The 16,886-nt window shown below is 66.4% G+C and carries 13 protein-coding genes and 1 pseudogene; 2 read left to right on the plus strand and 12 right to left on the minus strand.

The genetic code is table 11. From position 1 onward, the window contains the following. Positions 1-3: 3 nt before the first annotated feature. The 4 genes and pseudogenes from AC07UW_RS13595 to AC07UW_RS13610 all read right to left on the minus strand — a co-directional run. Positions 4-387, minus strand: a complete 384-nt coding sequence (locus AC07UW_RS13595; RefSeq protein WP_495212238.1) for an energy transducer TonB — start codon at positions 385-387, stop codon at positions 4-6. Between the two features lie 46 nt (positions 388-433). Beyond that, positions 434-985, minus strand: a complete 552-nt coding sequence (locus AC07UW_RS13600; RefSeq protein ID WP_495212239.1) for a DUF4952 domain-containing protein — start codon at positions 983-985, stop codon at positions 434-436. A 40-nt stretch (positions 986-1,025) separates the two neighbouring features. Next, the gene (locus tag AC07UW_RS13605) at positions 1,026-1,277 is read right to left on the minus strand and encodes a LysR substrate-binding domain-containing protein (protein WP_495212240.1); all 252 of its coding nucleotides are present in this window, start codon (positions 1,275-1,277) and stop codon (positions 1,026-1,028) included. Between the two features lie 103 nt (positions 1,278-1,380). Then, a pseudogene (locus tag AC07UW_RS13610) lies at positions 1,381-1,935 on the minus strand (LysR family transcriptional regulator); the annotation flags it as partial. A 121-nt stretch (positions 1,936-2,056) separates the two neighbouring features. On the opposite strand from AC07UW_RS13610, the gene AC07UW_RS13615 reads away from it, so the two are divergent. Then, positions 2,057-3,046 carry a zinc-dependent alcohol dehydrogenase family protein gene (locus AC07UW_RS13615; protein ID WP_495212241.1) on the plus strand — a complete coding sequence of 330 codons (990 nt, stop codon included), beginning with the start codon at positions 2,057-2,059 and terminating at the stop codon, positions 3,044-3,046. An 84-nt stretch (positions 3,047-3,130) separates the two neighbouring features. Here AC07UW_RS13615 and AC07UW_RS13620 read toward each other — a convergent pair whose 3' ends face one another. The 7 genes from AC07UW_RS13620 to ligA form a co-directional block, all read right to left on the minus strand. Then, positions 3,131-5,656 carry a membrane-bound PQQ-dependent dehydrogenase, glucose/quinate/shikimate family gene (locus AC07UW_RS13620; protein WP_495212242.1) on the minus strand — a complete coding sequence of 842 codons (2,526 nt, stop codon included), beginning with the start codon at positions 5,654-5,656 and terminating at the stop codon, positions 3,131-3,133. A gap of 130 nt (positions 5,657-5,786) precedes the next feature. After that, complete coding sequence (gyrA, locus tag AC07UW_RS13625; RefSeq protein WP_223495620.1) at positions 5,787-8,501, minus strand: DNA gyrase subunit A; 2,715 nt, start codon at positions 8,499-8,501, stop codon at positions 5,787-5,789. A gap of 233 nt (positions 8,502-8,734) precedes the next feature. Then, positions 8,735-9,799, minus strand: a complete 1,065-nt coding sequence (gene mtnA / locus AC07UW_RS13630) for an S-methyl-5-thioribose-1-phosphate isomerase (protein WP_059064602.1) — start codon at positions 9,797-9,799, stop codon at positions 8,735-8,737. A 47-nt stretch (positions 9,800-9,846) separates the two neighbouring features. Then, the gene (locus tag AC07UW_RS13635) at positions 9,847-10,578 is read right to left on the minus strand and encodes a DUF3011 domain-containing protein (RefSeq protein WP_495212301.1); all 732 of its coding nucleotides are present in this window, start codon (positions 10,576-10,578) and stop codon (positions 9,847-9,849) included. 134 nt (positions 10,579-10,712) lie between these two features. After that, positions 10,713-11,669: an EF-P lysine aminoacylase EpmA gene (gene epmA / locus AC07UW_RS13640; RefSeq protein ID WP_495212243.1), complete on the minus strand. Its 957-nt coding sequence runs from the start codon at positions 11,667-11,669 to the stop codon at positions 10,713-10,715. Further along, positions 11,666-12,151, minus strand: coding sequence for a GNAT family N-acetyltransferase (locus AC07UW_RS13645; RefSeq protein WP_025876917.1), 486 nt, complete (start codon positions 12,149-12,151; stop codon positions 11,666-11,668). Before AC07UW_RS13645 ends, epmA begins: the two co-directional genes overlap by 4 nt. A 51-nt stretch (positions 12,152-12,202) precedes the next feature. Continuing rightward, complete coding sequence (ligA, locus tag AC07UW_RS13650) at positions 12,203-14,674, minus strand: NAD-dependent DNA ligase LigA (protein ID WP_495212302.1); 2,472 nt, start codon at positions 14,672-14,674, stop codon at positions 12,203-12,205. 180 nt (positions 14,675-14,854) lie between these two features. On the opposite strand from ligA, the gene AC07UW_RS13655 reads away from it, so the two are divergent. Continuing rightward, a complete protein-coding gene (locus AC07UW_RS13655; protein ID WP_495212244.1) occupies positions 14,855-15,979 on the plus strand; it encodes a pyridoxal phosphate-dependent aminotransferase in 1,125 nt (374 codons plus the stop codon). Positions 15,980-16,108: 129 nt separating this feature from the next. Here AC07UW_RS13655 and zipA read toward each other — a convergent pair whose 3' ends face one another. Further along, positions 16,109-16,846, minus strand: coding sequence for a cell division protein ZipA (gene zipA / locus AC07UW_RS13660; protein ID WP_025876911.1), 738 nt, complete (start codon positions 16,844-16,846; stop codon positions 16,109-16,111). Between the last annotated feature and the right edge of the window lie 40 nt (positions 16,847-16,886).

Consider the following 16,886-nt stretch of genomic DNA (forward strand, 5'->3'; position numbering starts at 1 on the left):
GCCCTACTTGCCGCCGCCCCAGCGTGCGGTCATTTCGCTGCGGATCGGCGTGCGCTCGGTGTTGCTGTCCGTTGCAGTGAAGCGCATCGCCTTGACTGCATTCAACGCCCAGCCGCTGAAGGCCGTCGACGGCTTGGCATCCACCACCTTTACGTCATACGTCCGGCCGCGCCTGTTGACCGAATAGGCCACGGTCACCTCGTCGGCGAACTGCACGCGCCCGGGATCGGCATTCAGTCGTGGGCGGAACGTGCCTTCCACCGGCTTCCAGTACGTCAGCGCTTCGGCCTGCTGCAGCTGCAGCGGCTCGGGAGATGCGGCGACGGCGACCTGGCTCAGAGCCAGGGCAAGCGTGATGGCAGCAACACGGAGCAGCATCGGAGGCATGGTTGTCATTCCTTGTACGCCAGTGGCTGGTTTCAAGCGTACGCCATCAGGGGCCTTTGCGGTTCACCGCAACGGTTACCGTGAAGGAGGGAATCGCGCTCCACTGCGTGCGCGGATGATGCAGCGATTCCACGCCCATGCCGATCTGATAATTCACGCTGCCCGGCCGCTCGCGCCAGACGTAAGGCGCGCCGTTGCTCCAGCCACAGCAGACGTACTTCAGTGGCGGCATACCGAAGGTCTGCTGCAGATAGGCTTCCATCTTCGCCGCCGAGGCGCCGCTGACGCGATACCGCGCTTCCATCGGCTGGATGTAGGAATCGTCGTCCTGCGTGCAGCCTACGTATTCCAGCTCGGCTGGTTTTCGTCCCATCGCCTGCAGGAAATCCTGGCAGACGGTGTCGGGCCGGGCCAGGCCTTCGACACGGCCGTGCAGTTCCCATTCTGCAAGCGCACCGGCAGGCGTCTGCGCGCTGGCAGTGACGGCGCTGCCGATCAGCAGCAGCAACCCGGCGCCGCAGCGGAGGCGGACGAAACAGGACGCAGGGGGATGCAGCAGGGCGATGGCAGATCCTTCGTGGGCGTGACGAAATGCCATCGTAATCGACCGACGTGACCACCCGGTGCGAACGCTTCGATCAACGCTCACGCGCCATGCTCTTTTCGGTGAAGCGCGCCACGCAGAAATCCAGGAAGCTGCGCAGCTTCGGCGTCACCTGGCGATCGCGGAGATACAACAGGTTGATCGATGTGGACACCGGTACGAATCGAGGCAGCACTTCCACCAGTTCGCCGCTGGCCAGAGCGGTGGACATCATCTCGAACGGCTGCAGGATCAGTCCCAGGCCACCGACCGCAGCAGTCAGCAGCGGCTCGGCTTGGTTGACCATGAAGCGACTGGACACCGGCACGGTCAACACGCCGCCCTTTTGGGTCGTGGAAGCTCCACCGCGTACGGATCACCGAGTGGGCGAAGCTCAGGCATTCGTGGCGGCTCAGATCCTGCGGGTGGACAATCGGTGGGCGCGCGGCCAGATAGCCGGGGGCAGCGCACAGCGCCAGCGGGTACGGGCCCAGCCGCCGCGCGACCAGGCCGCTGTCGGCGAGATCACCGGTGCGGAACACCAGGTCGTAGCCGTCTTCAATCAGGTTGACCAGGCTGTTGGACAGGTTCAGATCCACCTGCACATCCGGATACTGCTGCATGTAGGCCACCACCGCCGGCCCCAGCGCATGCACACCGAAGGTGACCGGCGCACTGATTCGCAGCCGGCCCATCGGTCGCCCGCGCGCGATTTCGGCAAGTTGCTCGGCACTCTCCACGTCCTCCAGGATGATCCGGGCACGTGCCAGATACGCCTGCCCGAAGTCGGTCAGGCTCTGCCTGCGCGTGGTGCGGTTGAGCAGGCGCACACCCAGATGCTGCTCCAGCGTCTGCACATGCTTGCCGACCAGTTGCGGCGACAGATCCAGTGCGTCGGCAGCTGCGGCGAACGAGCCAACCTCGGCCACCTTGGCGAAGCTGCGCAGGGGTGCGATAAGGTCCATTGCAAACTATTGTTTTCCAATGAAACGCCAGATTACCCCTTCTTTCGTTCGCCGGCCACGCGCACAGTAGGGCTCTGTTCCCCCTGCCGGCCACCAGCCGGCGTTCCCTTTGGAGACCCCCATGACCCAGGTTGTCCGCATCCACGCCTATGGCGACGCCGATGTGCTGCGCGTTGACGATATCGACGTACCCGCTCCTGCCGCCGATGAGATCCAGATCCGGGTCAAGGCCATCGGCCTGAATCGCGCCGAGGTGATGTTCCGCAACGGCGCCTATCTGCAGCAGGCAGAGTTCCCGAGCCGCCTGGGCTATGAAGCGGCTGGCCTGGTTGAAGCCGTAGGCAGCGCGGTGACCGGCTTCGCTGCAGGCGATGCTGTCAGCGTCGTGCCGCCGCTGGATATCGCCCGCTGGGGCACCTACGGCGAGCTGGCCAACGTGCCGGCGCGCCTGGTGGTGAAACACCCGTCGTCGCTGGGCTTCGAGCAGGCCGCTGCGGTATGGATGCAGTACGTCACCGCTTGGGGTGCGCTGCTGGAGCAGGCCAAGGTGGGTGCCGGCGATTTCGTCATCATCACTGCAGCGTCAAGCAGCGTTGGCCTGGCTGCGATCCAGATCGCCAATGCAGTGGGTGCAACGCCGATTGCAGTAACCCGTGGGCCGGGCAAGCGCCAGGCGCTGCTCGATGCCGGCGCCGCCCATGTCATCGCCACCCAGGAGCAGGACCTGGTGGCCGAAGTTGCCCGCATCACCGCAGGTGCCGGCGCGCGCGTGGTGCTCGATCCCATCGGCGGCCCGCAGTTCGTGCCGCTCACCGAAGCGATGGCACGCGGCGGCATCTTGCTGGAGTATGGCGCGCTGAGCAGCGAGCCCACGCCGTTCCCGCTGTTCAACGTATTGGGCAAGTCTCTGACGTTGAAGGGCTACCTGTACTCGGAAATCGTGTCCGACGACGCGGCGCTGGCGCGTGCGAAGGCGTTCATCGTCGATGGCCTGGACAAGGGCGTGCTGGTGCCGCTGATCGCCAAGGTGTTTACGTTCGCGCAGATCCAGGACGCACACCGTTACCTGGAATCGAATGAGCAGATCGGCAAGGTGGTGGTCACGGTTTAACCGCTTGTGCGATACCCCTGTGGCGTAGGGAATGTGCCCACAGGGGTCGTGGCTGCTGACCGTCGGTGTTGCCTGCCCTGCGGCTCATCGCGGCAACGCATACGCCATCACGTAATCCCCGGCCGGCGTCTCCATGAAATGGTGTCCGCCAGCCATGATGACCACGTACTGCCGCCCGCCCTGCTCGTACACCATCGGGTTGGCCTGGCCACCTGCTGGCAGCTTGGTGTGCCACAGCTCCTTGCCGGTCTTCAGGTCGATGGCGCGCAGCAGGTCGTCGGTCGCTGCGGCGATGAAGATCAGGCCGCTGGCGGTCACCACCGAACCGCCATTGTTCGGCGTGCCGATTTCAATGGGCAGGCCGGAACGGATGCCGAAGGGGCCATTGCCACGTGCGCTGCCGAACGGCCGGTCCCACAGCAGCTTTCCGCTGCGCAGGTCGATCGCACGGATACCGCCATAGGGCGGCTGCTTGCACAGCAGGCCGGTGAACGGCAGCCGCCAACCGGCGTTGACGTCGATGCCATAGGGCGTACCGACCTGCGGATCCCCTGCTCCTTCGGCACCGCCCTTGTCGGCCCGCATCTGCTCGCGCGGCAGCCAGCCCTTGCGGTCGGCTTCGGCGCGCGGCACCAGCCGGTTGTAGTTGGGCATGTCGTTGTAGTTGGCCACGATCACGCCACGCCGCGTATCGATGGCCACGCTGCCCCAGTCCGAGCCACCGTTGTAGCCGGGGTATTCGATGGAATGGTGATCGCTGCTGGGCGGCGTGTAGAAACCTTCGTAATGCGCCTTGCGGAACTGGATGCGGCAGACCAGCTGGTCGATGGGAGTGATGCCCCACATGTCACGCTCGGTCAGCGCATCGTCGCGCCGCAGCGTGTGGTACAGCGAGAACAGCTGGGTGGCGGCGCGCTGCTCGGGCTCCACGCCGCCCTGTGGCACCTTGCGCTCTTCGGCCGGGGTCAGCAGCTGGCCGTTGCGACGGTCGAGGATGTACATGTCGCCCTGCTTGGTGGGCAGCAGGATCGCCGGCACCTTGCCCGATGCCGTCGGGTAGTCGATGAGGCTGGCCTGCGAACCCAGGTCGTAGTCCCAGACGTCCTTGCGCACGGCCTGGAAATGCCAGACCGGCTTGCCGGTAGCCACATCGATGGCGACCAGCGAGGTCGCGTACCTGTTCTCGTTTTCGGTGCGCGAGCCACTCCAGTAGTCGCCTGCGGAATTGCCCATCGGCAGGTACACCAGGCCCAGTGCTTCATCGCCGGTAGCGGTGGTCCACATGTTCGGTGTGCCACGTGTATAGGTCTGCTCGCGCGGTGGCAGGCCGCTGCGCTCGGGCTGGTCCATGTCCCACGCCCAGCGCAGCTTGCCGCTGATCGCGTCGTAGGCCTGGATGACGCCGGAGGGCGCGTCGCGGCGCTGGCCGTCCAGTACCTGGTGGCCGGTAACGATGACACCGCGGACGATCGCCGGCGGCGAGGTGATCGATACGTAACCCGGCGGCACCTCGCCCATGCCCAGGGTGATGTCGACCTGGCCGTTGTTGCCGAAATTCGCGCAGGGGCGACCGCTGTCGGCGTCCACCGCGATAAGGCGGCCGTCCAGCGTGCCTTCGATGATGCGTGCGCTGCAGGCTGAGCGGCTCCCTGGCGCCGCGCTCTGGTGGGTGCGGGTCGGCGGCGGTGCGGGCAGCGCGAGATCGGCGGCCACGTCAGCCAGTGCGGCATCGGCGAGGGTCGGCGCGCTGGGCAGCTCGTAATAGGACACGCCACGGCAGGCGGCCGTATACGGGATCGACGCATCCTTCACCTTCGGGTCGAAACGCCATAGCTCCTTGCCGCTGCCGGCATCGAGGGCGATCAACTGATTGCGTGCGGTGCACAGGTACAACCGATCACCGATCTTCAGTGGCGTGGTTTCCGCACCCCAGCGCTTCTTCGGCAGGTCGCCCGTGCGGAACTGCCATGCCAGTTGCAGGGTTCCCACGTTTTCCGGGGTGACCTGCTGCAGCGGCGAATAGCGGGTGGCGGCATTGCTGCGCCCCCATGCCGGCCAGTCACCCTCGGCCGGCTGGTCGGCAGGCTGCAGGCCGGTGGTGTCACGGGTGGGATCAAGCCCGGCGCTGACCGCCGGCTCCGGGAACGGCTGATGCCCTTCGACCATGCCATGCGGGGTGAACGCGAGGCCGAAGGCGGCCACGAAGACCAGCATCAGTACAGCGGCCACGCTGCGCGACAGCCGCCTGGGCACCGGCGCCTGCAGGGTCGGCGCCAGCAATGCCAGGACGATGCCGAGGGCGGTCACCAGGCCCAGCCGTGGTACCCAGCGCCAGTAATCGCTGCCCGATTCCCACCAGGTCCACAGCAGGCTGCCGATGAACACCAGTGCATACAGCAGTGCACCGCTACGCCGATTGCCCCACAACAGGATGCCGCAGACCAGCAGGCCCAGGCCGGCGATGGCGTAGTACCAGGAGCCACCGAGGCTGAGCAGCCACGCACCAAGGCCGCCGATGACCAGGCCGAGCACGATCAGCAACAGGGCCAGCACGGTAACGAGAGGATGGCGGGGCGGAGGCGCGTAAGCAGACTGCGGCGTGGCGGACATCGTCGATCTCCGGGGGCAGCATGCGCCCTTATGCCACCGTCACCGTGAAGTGCGTGCGTATTTTCGACTGCAGACACGACGACGCCGGCACAAGGCCGGCGTCGTCGGGTACCTCAGCATCGCGGCAGGATCACTCCTGCGCGGCGTCCTCGCTGCTGGCAGCAGCCGGTGCGCCGTCGGTCGTGGCCGGGGCGGCGGCGGCCACCTCGTCCTCGTCCTCGTCGATCGAGGCATCCATGCGCTCCACCGCCTGCAGCTTCTCGTCCTTGGACAGGCGGATCAGGGTCACGCCCTGGGTGTTGCGGCCGACGCGGCTGATTTCCGAGCCACGGGTGCGCACCAGGGTGCCGCCATCGGAGATCAACAGGACTTCATCGTCGGTACCCATCAGCACCGCGGCAACCAGCTTGCCGTTGCGCTCGGTGGTCTGGATGCCGATGACGCCCTGCGTGCCACGACCCTTGCGCGGGTAGTCCGGCAGCGGGGTGCGCTTGCCGTAGCCGTTTTCGGTGGCGGTGAGGATGTAACGCAGGTTGGCGTCGTCGGCACCTTCGATCAGCGCATCGCCCGTGGCGATGGCCTCCTCGACACCGTTGTCGTCCTCGTTCTCGTCCTCGATGCCGCCAGCACTCTCGGCCACGATCAGGCTGACCACTTCCTCGCCGGCCGGCATCCTGATGCCGCGCACGCCGGTAGCGGTACGACCCATCGAGCGGACCTTGTCTTCACCGAAGCGCACGGTCTTGCCGTTGGAGGCGAACAGCAGGATGTCGCGCTCGCCATCGGTCAGGCCGACGCCGACCAGGGCATCGCCCTCGTCGAGGTTGATCGCGATCTTGCCGCGGGCCAGACGGAAGGCGAACTCGCCCAGCGGGGTCTTCTTGACCGTACCGTTCTTGGTGGCGAAGAACACGAACTGGCCATCGGCGTACTCGCGCACCGGCAGCACGGCCTGCACGCGTTCGCCCGGCTCCAGCGGGATCCAGTTGATGATCGGACGACCGCGGGCATTGGAACCGGCTTCAGGCAGCTGGTAGACCGGCAGCCAGAACACCTTGCCCGAACTGGTGAAGGTCAGCAGCGTGTCGTGCGTGTTGACCAGCCACAGCTGCTCGATGAAATCCTCTTCCTTGGTCGACGCCGCGCTGCGGCCACGGCCGCCTCGACGCTGGGCGCGATAGGCGCTGACCGGCTGGCGCTTCACGTAACCGGCATGCGACAGGGTGACCACCACGTCTTCCGGGGCGATCAGGTCGAGGATGTCCAGGTCTTCTTCGCTGTGGCGGATCTCGGTACGGCGCTCGTCACCGAACTCCGCGCGCACGTTGATCAGCTCTTCGCGGATCACCTGCAGCAGGCGATCGGGATCTTCCAGGATATGGATCAGCCCGGCGATCACTTCCAGCAGCTGCTTGTATTCCTCGGTCAGGCGGTCCTGCTCCAGCCCGGTCAGGCGATGCAGGCGCATTTCCAGGATCTGGGTCGCCTGGATCTCGGTCAGCTGGTAGCCGCCTTCGATCAGGCCCACGCCCTTGGGCAGGTCATCGGGACGCGAGGCTTCGGCACCGGCGGCGCCGAGCATCGAACCGACCAGGCCCGGTTCCCACAGGCGCGCGAGCATGCGCTCGCGTGCCTCGGTGGGGTTCGGCGAGGTCTTGATCAGTTCGATCATCTCGTCGATATTGGCCAGCGCAACGGTCAGGCCTTCCAGCACGTGGGCACGGGCACGCGCCTTGCGCAGCTCGAACACGGTGCGGCGGGTAACCACTTCGCGACGGTGGCGGACGAAGGCCTCCAGCATCTGCTTGAGGTTCATCAACTGCGGGCGGCCGTCGACCAGCGCCACCATGTTGATGCCGAACACCGACTCCATCTGGGTCTGCTGGTAGAGGTTGTTGAGCACAACCTCGGCCGACTCGCCGCGCTTGATTTCTATGTAGATGCGCATGCCGTCCTTGTCGGACTCATCGCGCAGCTCGCTGATGCCTTCGATCTTCTTTTCCTTGACCAGCTCGGCGATCTTCTCGATCAGACGCGCCTTGTTCACCTGGTAAGGAATTTCAGTGACGATGATCGATTCGCGGCCGTTGTCGGCCACTTCGACATCCGCCTTGGCACGGATGCGCACGCGGCCACGGCCGGTGCGGTAACCGGCGATGATGCCGGCGGTGCCGTTGATGATGCCCGCAGTCGGGAAATCAGGGCCCGGGATGAACTCCATCAGGCCGTCGATATCGATTTCCGGATTGTCGATCAGCGCGATGCAGGCATTGATCGATTCGGTGAGGTTGTGCGGCGGAATGTTGGTCGCCATGCCCACCGCGATACCGGCCGAACCATTGACCAGCAGGTTCGGGAACCGGGTCGGCATGACCGTCGGCTCCAGTTCCTTTTCGTCGTAGTTGGGCTGGAAATCGACGGTTTCCTTGTCGATGTCCGCCATCAGCTCATGCGCGAGCCGCGACATGCGCGCCTCGGTGTATCGCATCGCCGCGGCGGAGTCGCCGTCGACCGAACCGAAGTTACCCTGGCCATCGACCAGCATGTAGCGCAGCGAGAACGGCTGTGCCAATCGCACCAGCGTGTCGTACACCGACTGGTCGCCATGCGGGTGGTACTTACCGATGACGTCACCGACGATACGTGCCGACTTGAAGTAGGGCTTGTTGCTGTGCGCGTTGAGTTCATTCATCGCAAACAGCACACGACGATGCACCGGCTTGAGGCCATCGCGCGCATCTGGCAGCGCGCGCCCCACGATCACGCTCATGGCGTAATCGAGGTAGCTCTTGCGCATCTCGTCTTCCAGGTTGACCTGGATGATTTCCTTGGCGGTTTCTGCCATTCGGGTTCCGTTGTCTGGTAGCGGTCCAGTCCGGCGCATCCACCCGGGGGTGGTCGTGCCGGAACCTCGATTCAACCGCTGGATTCTACCACACGGGGCCGTTTTCCGCCTGCCTTTACGGTGATTTTACCGGCACAAATCAGGAACTTAGGGGGTTGCCGGCCAGCGGCCGGCACTACCGGACGCCGGGGTCGGAGCCCTTTCCAGCGGAAAGGCACCCGCCCCTGCCCGCGTCAACCGCCGAAGGCGGTACGCATGTTCTCTGCGGTCGGGTTCAGGATCACCCCCCGCTCGGTCACAATGGCATCGATCAGCTCGCCCGGGGTGACATCGAACACCGGGTTCCAGGCGGCGATGCCCTCGGCCACGGTGCGGGTGCCCCCCACGCCGTACAGTTCGCCCGGATCGCGCTGTTCGATCTCGATCTGGCTGCCGTCCACGGTATCCATGTCCACCGTCGAGGACGGCGCCACGACCATGAACTTCACCCCGTGGTGGCGGGCCGCGATGGCCAGCTGGTAGGTGCCGATCTTGTTGGCGGTATCGCCATTGGCGCAGATGCGGTCGGCGCCCACGATCACCCACTGCACCGCACCGGTCTTCATCAGGTGCGAGGCGGCCGAGTCGGCGATCAGCGTCGCGTCGATGCCGTCCTGCTGCAGCTCCCATACGGTCAGGCGCGCACCCTGCAACCACGGCCGGGTCTCACCTGCGAACACTCGCGCGATGCGGTCCTGGGCCATGCCGGCGCGGATCACGCCCAGCGCCGTGCCGAAGCCGGCGGTGGCCAGCGAGCCGGTATTGCAATGGGTCAACACGCCGCTGCCGGCCTCGATCAGGCCGGCACCGAGTGCGCCCATGTGGCGGTTCGCGGCCAGGTCTTCTTCGGCGATCGCTTGCGCTTCAGCCTCCAGCAGCGCCTTCCAGTCGGCGCCGGCAGCGCTCAGGCAACGTCGCATGCGTGCCAGCGCCCAGGCCAGGTTGACCGCGGTCGGGCGCGAGGCATTCAGCCGCTGCAGCGCCGGTTCCAGCTGCTGCAGGGCATGCGCGCCATCGGCAGCCTGCACATCACGTGCGGCCAGCACCACACCCCAGGCAGCGGCGATGCCGATGGCCGGCGCACCGCGCACGGTCAGGGCGTGGATGGCGGCAGCCACCTCATCGCTGTCATGGCAGGCCACATGCTCGACCACGAACGGCAGCTTGCGCTGGTCGAGCAGTTGCAGGGCATCGCCGGTCCACAGGATCGGGCGGATGTGGTCGTAGCGGGCGTAGTCGAGGTCGGTGGCGGTATTCATGGCCCCATTGTAGGGCCACGCCACGCACGGATGGACCCCGTCCGGGGTCAGTTCACCGAGAATTCTGCGCGGCAGCCGCCGTCGACCCAGATGCCGTTGCGGTTCCAGCCCCAGGTGCTGCCTTCCTCGCATGGGGTGCTGGAAAGCTGGTTGGAGAGGGTGGCGCTGGTGGAGATGCTGGCGCCACAGAAGCGGCGCTTCTTGGACTTGGATTCGCAGGTCAGCCGGCGCGGCATGTCGACGAAACGGCCCTGCTCGTCGGCCACCTCGAAGTCACCCTGGCAACCCCGGGTGGTCCACACCTCATTGCGCTTGTAGCCCCAGCCCTGCCCTTCCCGGCACGGCAACACCGACAGCTGCCGCAGCAACCGTACCGGCGCACCGTCCAGGCGTACCGGGCAGCTCTGCGGGCGACCATTGGACTCACAGCGCACCACCCGCCGCACCAGGCGCTTGCGACCCTCGGTCGAGGGCGCGACATCATTCTCTGCACGGCGCGCGCGGAACTCGGCGCGGCAGCCCAGTGTCACCCACACGCCACTGCGGTCGGTGCCCCACTCGCTGCCACGGATGCAGCTGTTGCTGGACAACTGGCGGATCAGGTCGACGCCGTTGCTGACATCGATGTCGCAATGCACCCAACCCATGTCGCGGGATTCGCAGGTCACTACTTCGTTGTCATAGCCAAGTGACTGCGCCGATGCGGTCGACGGAAGCAGGCCACCCCATATCGCCACGGAGTACATCGGTGCCGCTACGACCGCAAACCACTTGACCAAAGCCTTCCCCATGAATGGATGAACCACGACGCAAGTGTGCGGTATCGGCTGTGATAAGAGCATCATCGTGCTTGCTGAATCAAGCGCGCAAACGCGTGTTTTCGTTCAGCCTGCCAGGTCCAGGGGAAATCGGCTCATGCGTGGGCGAAATCGAATGCAAGCACGTCGGCGATGCGCGGTGTGCGGTGCATCGCCATCAGCAGGCGATCAATGCCAACGGCAACACCGGCACAGGCGGGCATTGAAGGTAGTGCACGCAGCAACGCTTCATCCAGCGCGGGCTGTACCTGCCCCCGTGCATGGCGACGCTGCAGGTCATGCTGGAAACGCGCGCGCTGTTCAGCCGCATCCTTCAGTTCGTGATAACCGTTGGCCAGTTCCACCGCGCCCAGGTACAGCTCGAAACGCTCGGCCAATGGCGGTGTGCCGGGGCGGATGCGCGCCAGTGCCGCTTGGCTGGCGGGCCAGTCGTGAACCACGGTCATAACCGCGTCATCGAAATGCGGTTGGATACGGTGGGTCATCAACAGATCCAGCCAGTCATCGCGGGTCAGGCCCACCGGATCGATGTGCACCTCGCCCAGCGCAGCGCGCAGTTGGCCCTCATCGGCATCGAACGGGTCCACGCCTGCGTGTTGCTGGAACAGTTCGCGATAGCTCAGCACGCGCAATGTCGCGCTGCGGCCAACCAGCGCCAGTGCCTGCACCACCAGTTCCGCGGTTTCCTGCAGCAATCGATGGTGGTCCCAGCCAACCCGATACCACTCCAGCATGGTGAACTCGGGATTGTGGCGGCCACCGGCTTCGCCATTGCGGAACACCCGGCCGAGCTCATAGCAATCGCCCACGCCGGCAGCGAGCAGGCGCTTGAGCGGGAACTCCGGCGAGGTGCGCAGCCAGCGGCGTCGACCGCCCGCATCGACGTGGCCGCTGAAATCGGTATGGAAGCTGTCGATGTTCGGCTCGGTGTTGCCGGCCACGGAAAGAATCGGCGTTTCCACTTCCAGCACGCCACGCTCGGCGAAGAAGCGTCGCACCAGCGCATTGAGGCTGGCACGCTGTTGCAGGCTGCGCAGCAGTGCCTCGCTCACAGGATGCCCTCCGGGCGCGGATGGTCCAGCGGCAGGGTCAACAGATCGCGCGTGTCATCGATGTAGCCACTGGCCAGGTACAGGCGGCGCGCCAGTTCGTTGTGATGGTTCACCTCCAGCCGCAGCCGGCTGACCCCGCGCCCGCGCGCGCGTTGTTCGCAGATGGCCAGAGCCCGCTTGCCACGGCCACGGCCACGCGCGCGGTGGCTGAGGTAGAGCTCGTCCAGCAACATGAAATGGCCGCCCTGCTCCAGGCTGAAGCCCATCGCGATGACCGCATAGCCAACGACGGCCGCGGCCTCGTCCAACCACAGCAGTACTTCCCCGTTGCGCGGATCGGCCAGCAGCGCATCGACACCACGGCGTACGCGCGCATCGTCGAATTCGATCTTGTCTTCGGCGTAGAAATCGCGCATCAGCGCGATCAGCAGTTCCTCGTCGGCACGGGTGGCCAGGCGGAAATCCAGCGGAGCGGTCTGCATCAGTGTTCCTTTGCGGTTGCGTGCCGGGTGCCTGCGCACCCGGCCGGTTCATCACTCGTGTTCGGCCAGGTAGGCCAGCAGGCGCTCTTCATCCCACACCGGAAGGCCCAGCGATTGCGCCTTGTCCAGCTTTGAACCCGCCTCGGTGCCTGCCACCACGAAACTGGTCTTCTTCGACACGCTGCCGGACACCTTGGCGCCCAGCGCCTCCAGACGCTCCTTGGCGGTATCGCGATTGAGCTGGGCCAGCGTGCCGGTAAGCACCACCGTCTGCCCGTCCAGCGGGCCGGCCACCACTTCGGCCAGGGCCGGCGCAGTGGCCAGGATGTGCTTCATTTCCACTTCGGCGGCCAGCAACATCGCGCCATGGCCCTCGCTGTCCAGCCAGTCGGCGACGCCGCGCGCGGTGTCATCGGGCAGGCCGGCATTGACGAACTGGCCGTGCTCGGCGTCCAGCACCGACTGCGCGCTGGGCAGTGCGGCCACCAGCTTCTCGGCACGCAGGCGGGTAATGCCGGGAATCTCCGCTTCGACCAGCAGCTGGGCAAGGTCCAGCCCCTCGCGCAGCTTCGCACTTGGCGGGTGCACGTCGCTGATGCGCACCTGCCCCACCTGCAGCAGCGCGTCGATGGCCTGCTGGTTGCCTTCCTGTTCGAAGAAATGGCCCAGCGAGCGCGCCACTTCGCCACCGATGTCGGGCACGCGCTTGAACAGCGGCCACGGCAGACGGCGGATCAACGCCAGATCGCCAAACCACAATGCCAATGCCTTGGCGGTGCTCTCGCCGACGTGCTCGATGCCCAGTGCGAACAGCAGTCGCTCCAGCGTCGCATCACGGCTGGCATCGATCGCTGCGATCAGGTTGTCAGCCCACTTGGTGGCGATCTTCTTCGTGTTCCATTCGAAGGCCGCCGGCTGCGCCAATGCCTGCGCGCGCCACCCCGTATCGTTGCCATCCAGTTTCAACACAGCGTTGAGCACCGCGCCACTGCCTTCGGCCGGCAGGTGCAGTTTCAGGCTGGCCGCGAGTGCCGAAGGGTCTTCTGCGTCCAACACCAGCTTCAGGTGCAGCAGTTGGTCGCGGGTGAGGCGGTACAGATCGGCCACGCTCCTGACGATGCCGGCGTCCACCAGGGTTTCGATGTACTTGTCGCCAAGGCCGTCGATATCCATCGCCCGTCGTGAAGCGAAGTGGGCGATGGCCTCCTTGCGCTGCGCCGGGCAGGACAGCTCGCCCGAACAACGCCAGGCAGCAGCCCCTTCCTCGCGCACGATTTCCGAGCCGCACACCGGGCAGCTGGTCGGCATCTGCCAGGGCGTGGTGCCCGCAGGGCGGCGATCGAGGATGACGCTGACCACTTCCGGAATCACATCGCCGGCACGGCGCACGATCACACTGTCGCCCACGCGCACATCCAGGCGCGCGATCTGGTCAGCGTTGTGCAGGGTTGCGTTGGACACGATCACCCCAGCCACCGCGACCGGCGCAAGGCGCGCCACCGGGGTGGCAGCACCGGTACGGCCGATCTGGATTTCGATGGCCTCCAGCGTAGTGCTCTGTTCCTGCGCCGGGAACTTGTGCGCGATGGCCCAGCGTGGTGCGCGCGACACGAAGCCCATGGCCTGCTGGCCGGCGCGGTCATCGAGCTTGTAGACCACGCCATCAATGTCGAATGCCAGGCCGTCGCGACGCTCGCCGATGTCACGGTAGTACGCCAGCAGGCCGTCGCTACCTTCCACCACCTGGCACAGATCGCTGACCGGGAAGCCCCATTCGCGCAGCTGTGCCAGCTTGCCCGAATGCGTATCGGGCAGCTCCCCCCCCTGCACTTCACCGGTACCGTAGGTGAAGAAACTGAGCCTGCGCTGCGCACTGATCTTCGGGTCGAGCTGGCGCAGCGAACCGGCCGCGGCGTTGCGCGGATTGGCCAGCACCTTGCCACCGTGCAGGCGCGCGCGCTCGTTGTAGGCCTCGAAGTCGGCGCGGGCCATGTAGACCTCGCCGCGCACTTCCAGCACATCCGGCCAGTCCTTGCCTTTCAGGCGCTTGGGAATGTCGCCGATCTCGCGCAGGTTGGCGGTCACGTCCTCGCCGGTGCTGCCATCGCCCCGGGTGGCGCCCAGCACGAAATGACCGTCCTCATAACGCAGGCTGATCGCCAGGCCGTCCATCTTCGGTTCGGCGGAAAAACGCAGGGTGCCGCGGCGCAGGCGCTCATCGATGCGGCGCACGAAGTCGGCCACTTCCTCATCGCTGAAGGCGTTGGACAGCGACAGCATCGGTACCGCATGGGTGACTTCGGCGAAGCGGCCGGACGGGCGTGCCCCGACCTGCTGGGTCGGGCTGTCGACACGGGCGAGCTCCGGATGATCGCGCTCCAGCGCCTCCAGCTCGCGCACCAGGCGGTCGTAGTCGACGTCAGGGATCTCCGGCGCATCCAGCTCGTGATAGGCGCGATTGGCCTGGGCGATCTGCCGGCGCAGGTCTTCGGCACGTTCGGCGGGGCTGGGGCTCATCGGAATCCGCGGGTTCTGGGATGGCCGTGAATTCTACCGCGCCTGCGCGCAGCACCTTGTAGAGCCGGGCCATGCGGGACTGGCGGCGAGCAACGGTCGCGCATGATTGGAGACGCTGCGGACCCCCTTGCCCGCACTGACCACCAGCGCTAGCGTGCGTCGGTCGCCCTTCCGGAACCGTCCCCTGTGACCTTGCCTGCCTCCCGTCGCCACTTCCTGCAGCTGGCCGGTGCCGGTCTCGCCCTCGCCAGCAGCGGCCTGCCCCGGTCGGCCCAGGCACAGCCGGCGACCGTTGCGCCGCCACCCGCCGATGCGGGCGCGGTGCTGCTGAACTTCAACGAATGCCCCTATGGCCCCTCGCCGGCCGCCCAGCAGGCGGCGCGCGACAGCATCGCCAGCTGCGGCCGTTACCGCTTCGCCCTGGCCGGTGAGGTGCGCGACGCATTCATCGCCCAGGCCGGCATTCCCGCCGACCACGTGCGCCTGTATCCGGGCTCCAGCGAACCGCTGAACCGTGCGGCGACACTGTGGACCGGCCCGCAGGCGGGCCTGGTGGTGGCCGACCCGACCTTCGAGACGCTGGGCGAGATGGCTGCCTCGCGTGGTGCCCACGTGCAGAAGGTGCCGCTGCGCAGCGATGGAGCGCACGACCTGCGCGCGATGGTGGCCGCCGCGCACGCGCGGCCGACCGGCCTGCTGTACGTGTGCAATCCCAACAACCCCACCGGCTCGATCAGTCCGGCCAACGAGCTGGCCTGGCTGCTGGCCAACAAGCCCGCAGATACCCGGGTGCTGCTGGACGAGGCCTATCTGCAGTACAGCGAACAGCCCAGCCTGATTGCACAGGTGGCCCAGCGCGATGACCTGATCGTGCTGCGCACCTTCTCCAAGCTGTACGGCATGGCCGGCCTGCGTCTTGGCGTGGCTGCAGCGCATCCGGAGCGCCTGCGCGAGCTGGCGAGCCTGGGCGAGAACCCGCTGCCGGTGCCCGCCCTTGCAGCGGCACTGGCCAGCCTGCGCGACCCGCAGTTGATCCCGCAGCGACGTCTGCAGAACGCCAAGGTCCGGCAGGCCACCATCGCCTGGCTGGGCAAGCGTGGCTTTGACTGCCTGCCGACCGAAGCGAACTGCTTCGTGGTGGATGTGCAGCGCGACGGCGCGGCCTTTGCCAAGGCGATGGCGGACAACGGCGTGGTGATCGGCCGCAGCTGGCCGATCTGGCCGCAGCGCGTGCGCGTGACCGTGGGCACCGAAGAGGACATGGCCGCATTCCGCAACGCGTTCGCGAAGGTGGCTGGGGTACCGGTCTGACCCTATCCACGCATGGCGTGGATCTACTGGTCTGGTGGGGGGCGAACCCTGGTTCGCCGCATCCACGCATGGCGTGGATCTACTGTTGTGGGTGCCGACCGTTGGTCGGCACGCCAGGACCTGCCGCGCTTACCAGCGCGGGGTCTTGGTCAGCGGCGGCGCCTGGTGCTGGCGGTCATAGGCGCGCAGCTCATCACGGATGTGGGCGATGCGCTGGCGGCCGAGCGCGTTGCGGCTGTCATCCAGCACCACGCCATCGAGCAGTTCAGCCATGCGCTGCACGGTCGGCAGCATCTTCTCCCAGGCGTCCAGCGCGGTCAGCGGTGCCGGCAGCGTCAGGAAGAAGGCGATGGCCGGGGTTTCCATGGCGCGGATGTTGCCCATGTCGAAGCTGCCCGGCTTCATGATGCTGGCCATCGAGAAAATCGGGCCCCGCTCGGGATGACCCTCCACCAGCCGGTGGAAGACATTCATGTGGCCAAACACCAGGCCGGTCTTCTCCGCTGCCACGACGATGTCTTCGCCGCGCAGCTGCTCACCGGCGCGGGCGGCCACGAACAGCGAAACGATCTTGTCGAAATCCTGCGTCGCGCGCTTGCCCAGGTCGCTGGCCGCGCCATCGACATCGGGCAGCCCCAGTTCGGCCTGCTCGACCGTCTCGCCCATGCCAGGCTCGACGCGGTCGCCGGCCACAGGCACGCCATCCTCGCCCAGCACCGGCTCGCGACGCTCGCCGCTGGTCGGTTCGGCGCTATCGAGGCGCCGGCCCTGGGGCTTCTTTTTCGGGCGGCCAAACAGGAAGATCGCAGCGACCAACAGCAGGCCGGCGGCCAGGATGCCGATGCGCAACAGTGCCGTGTCGGACATTCGTTAGGTTCTCCGGCTAGTTCATTCAGGTAACTAGGAT

It is taken from the genome of Stenotrophomonas sp. GW821-FHT02D01 (assembly GCF_059421765.1).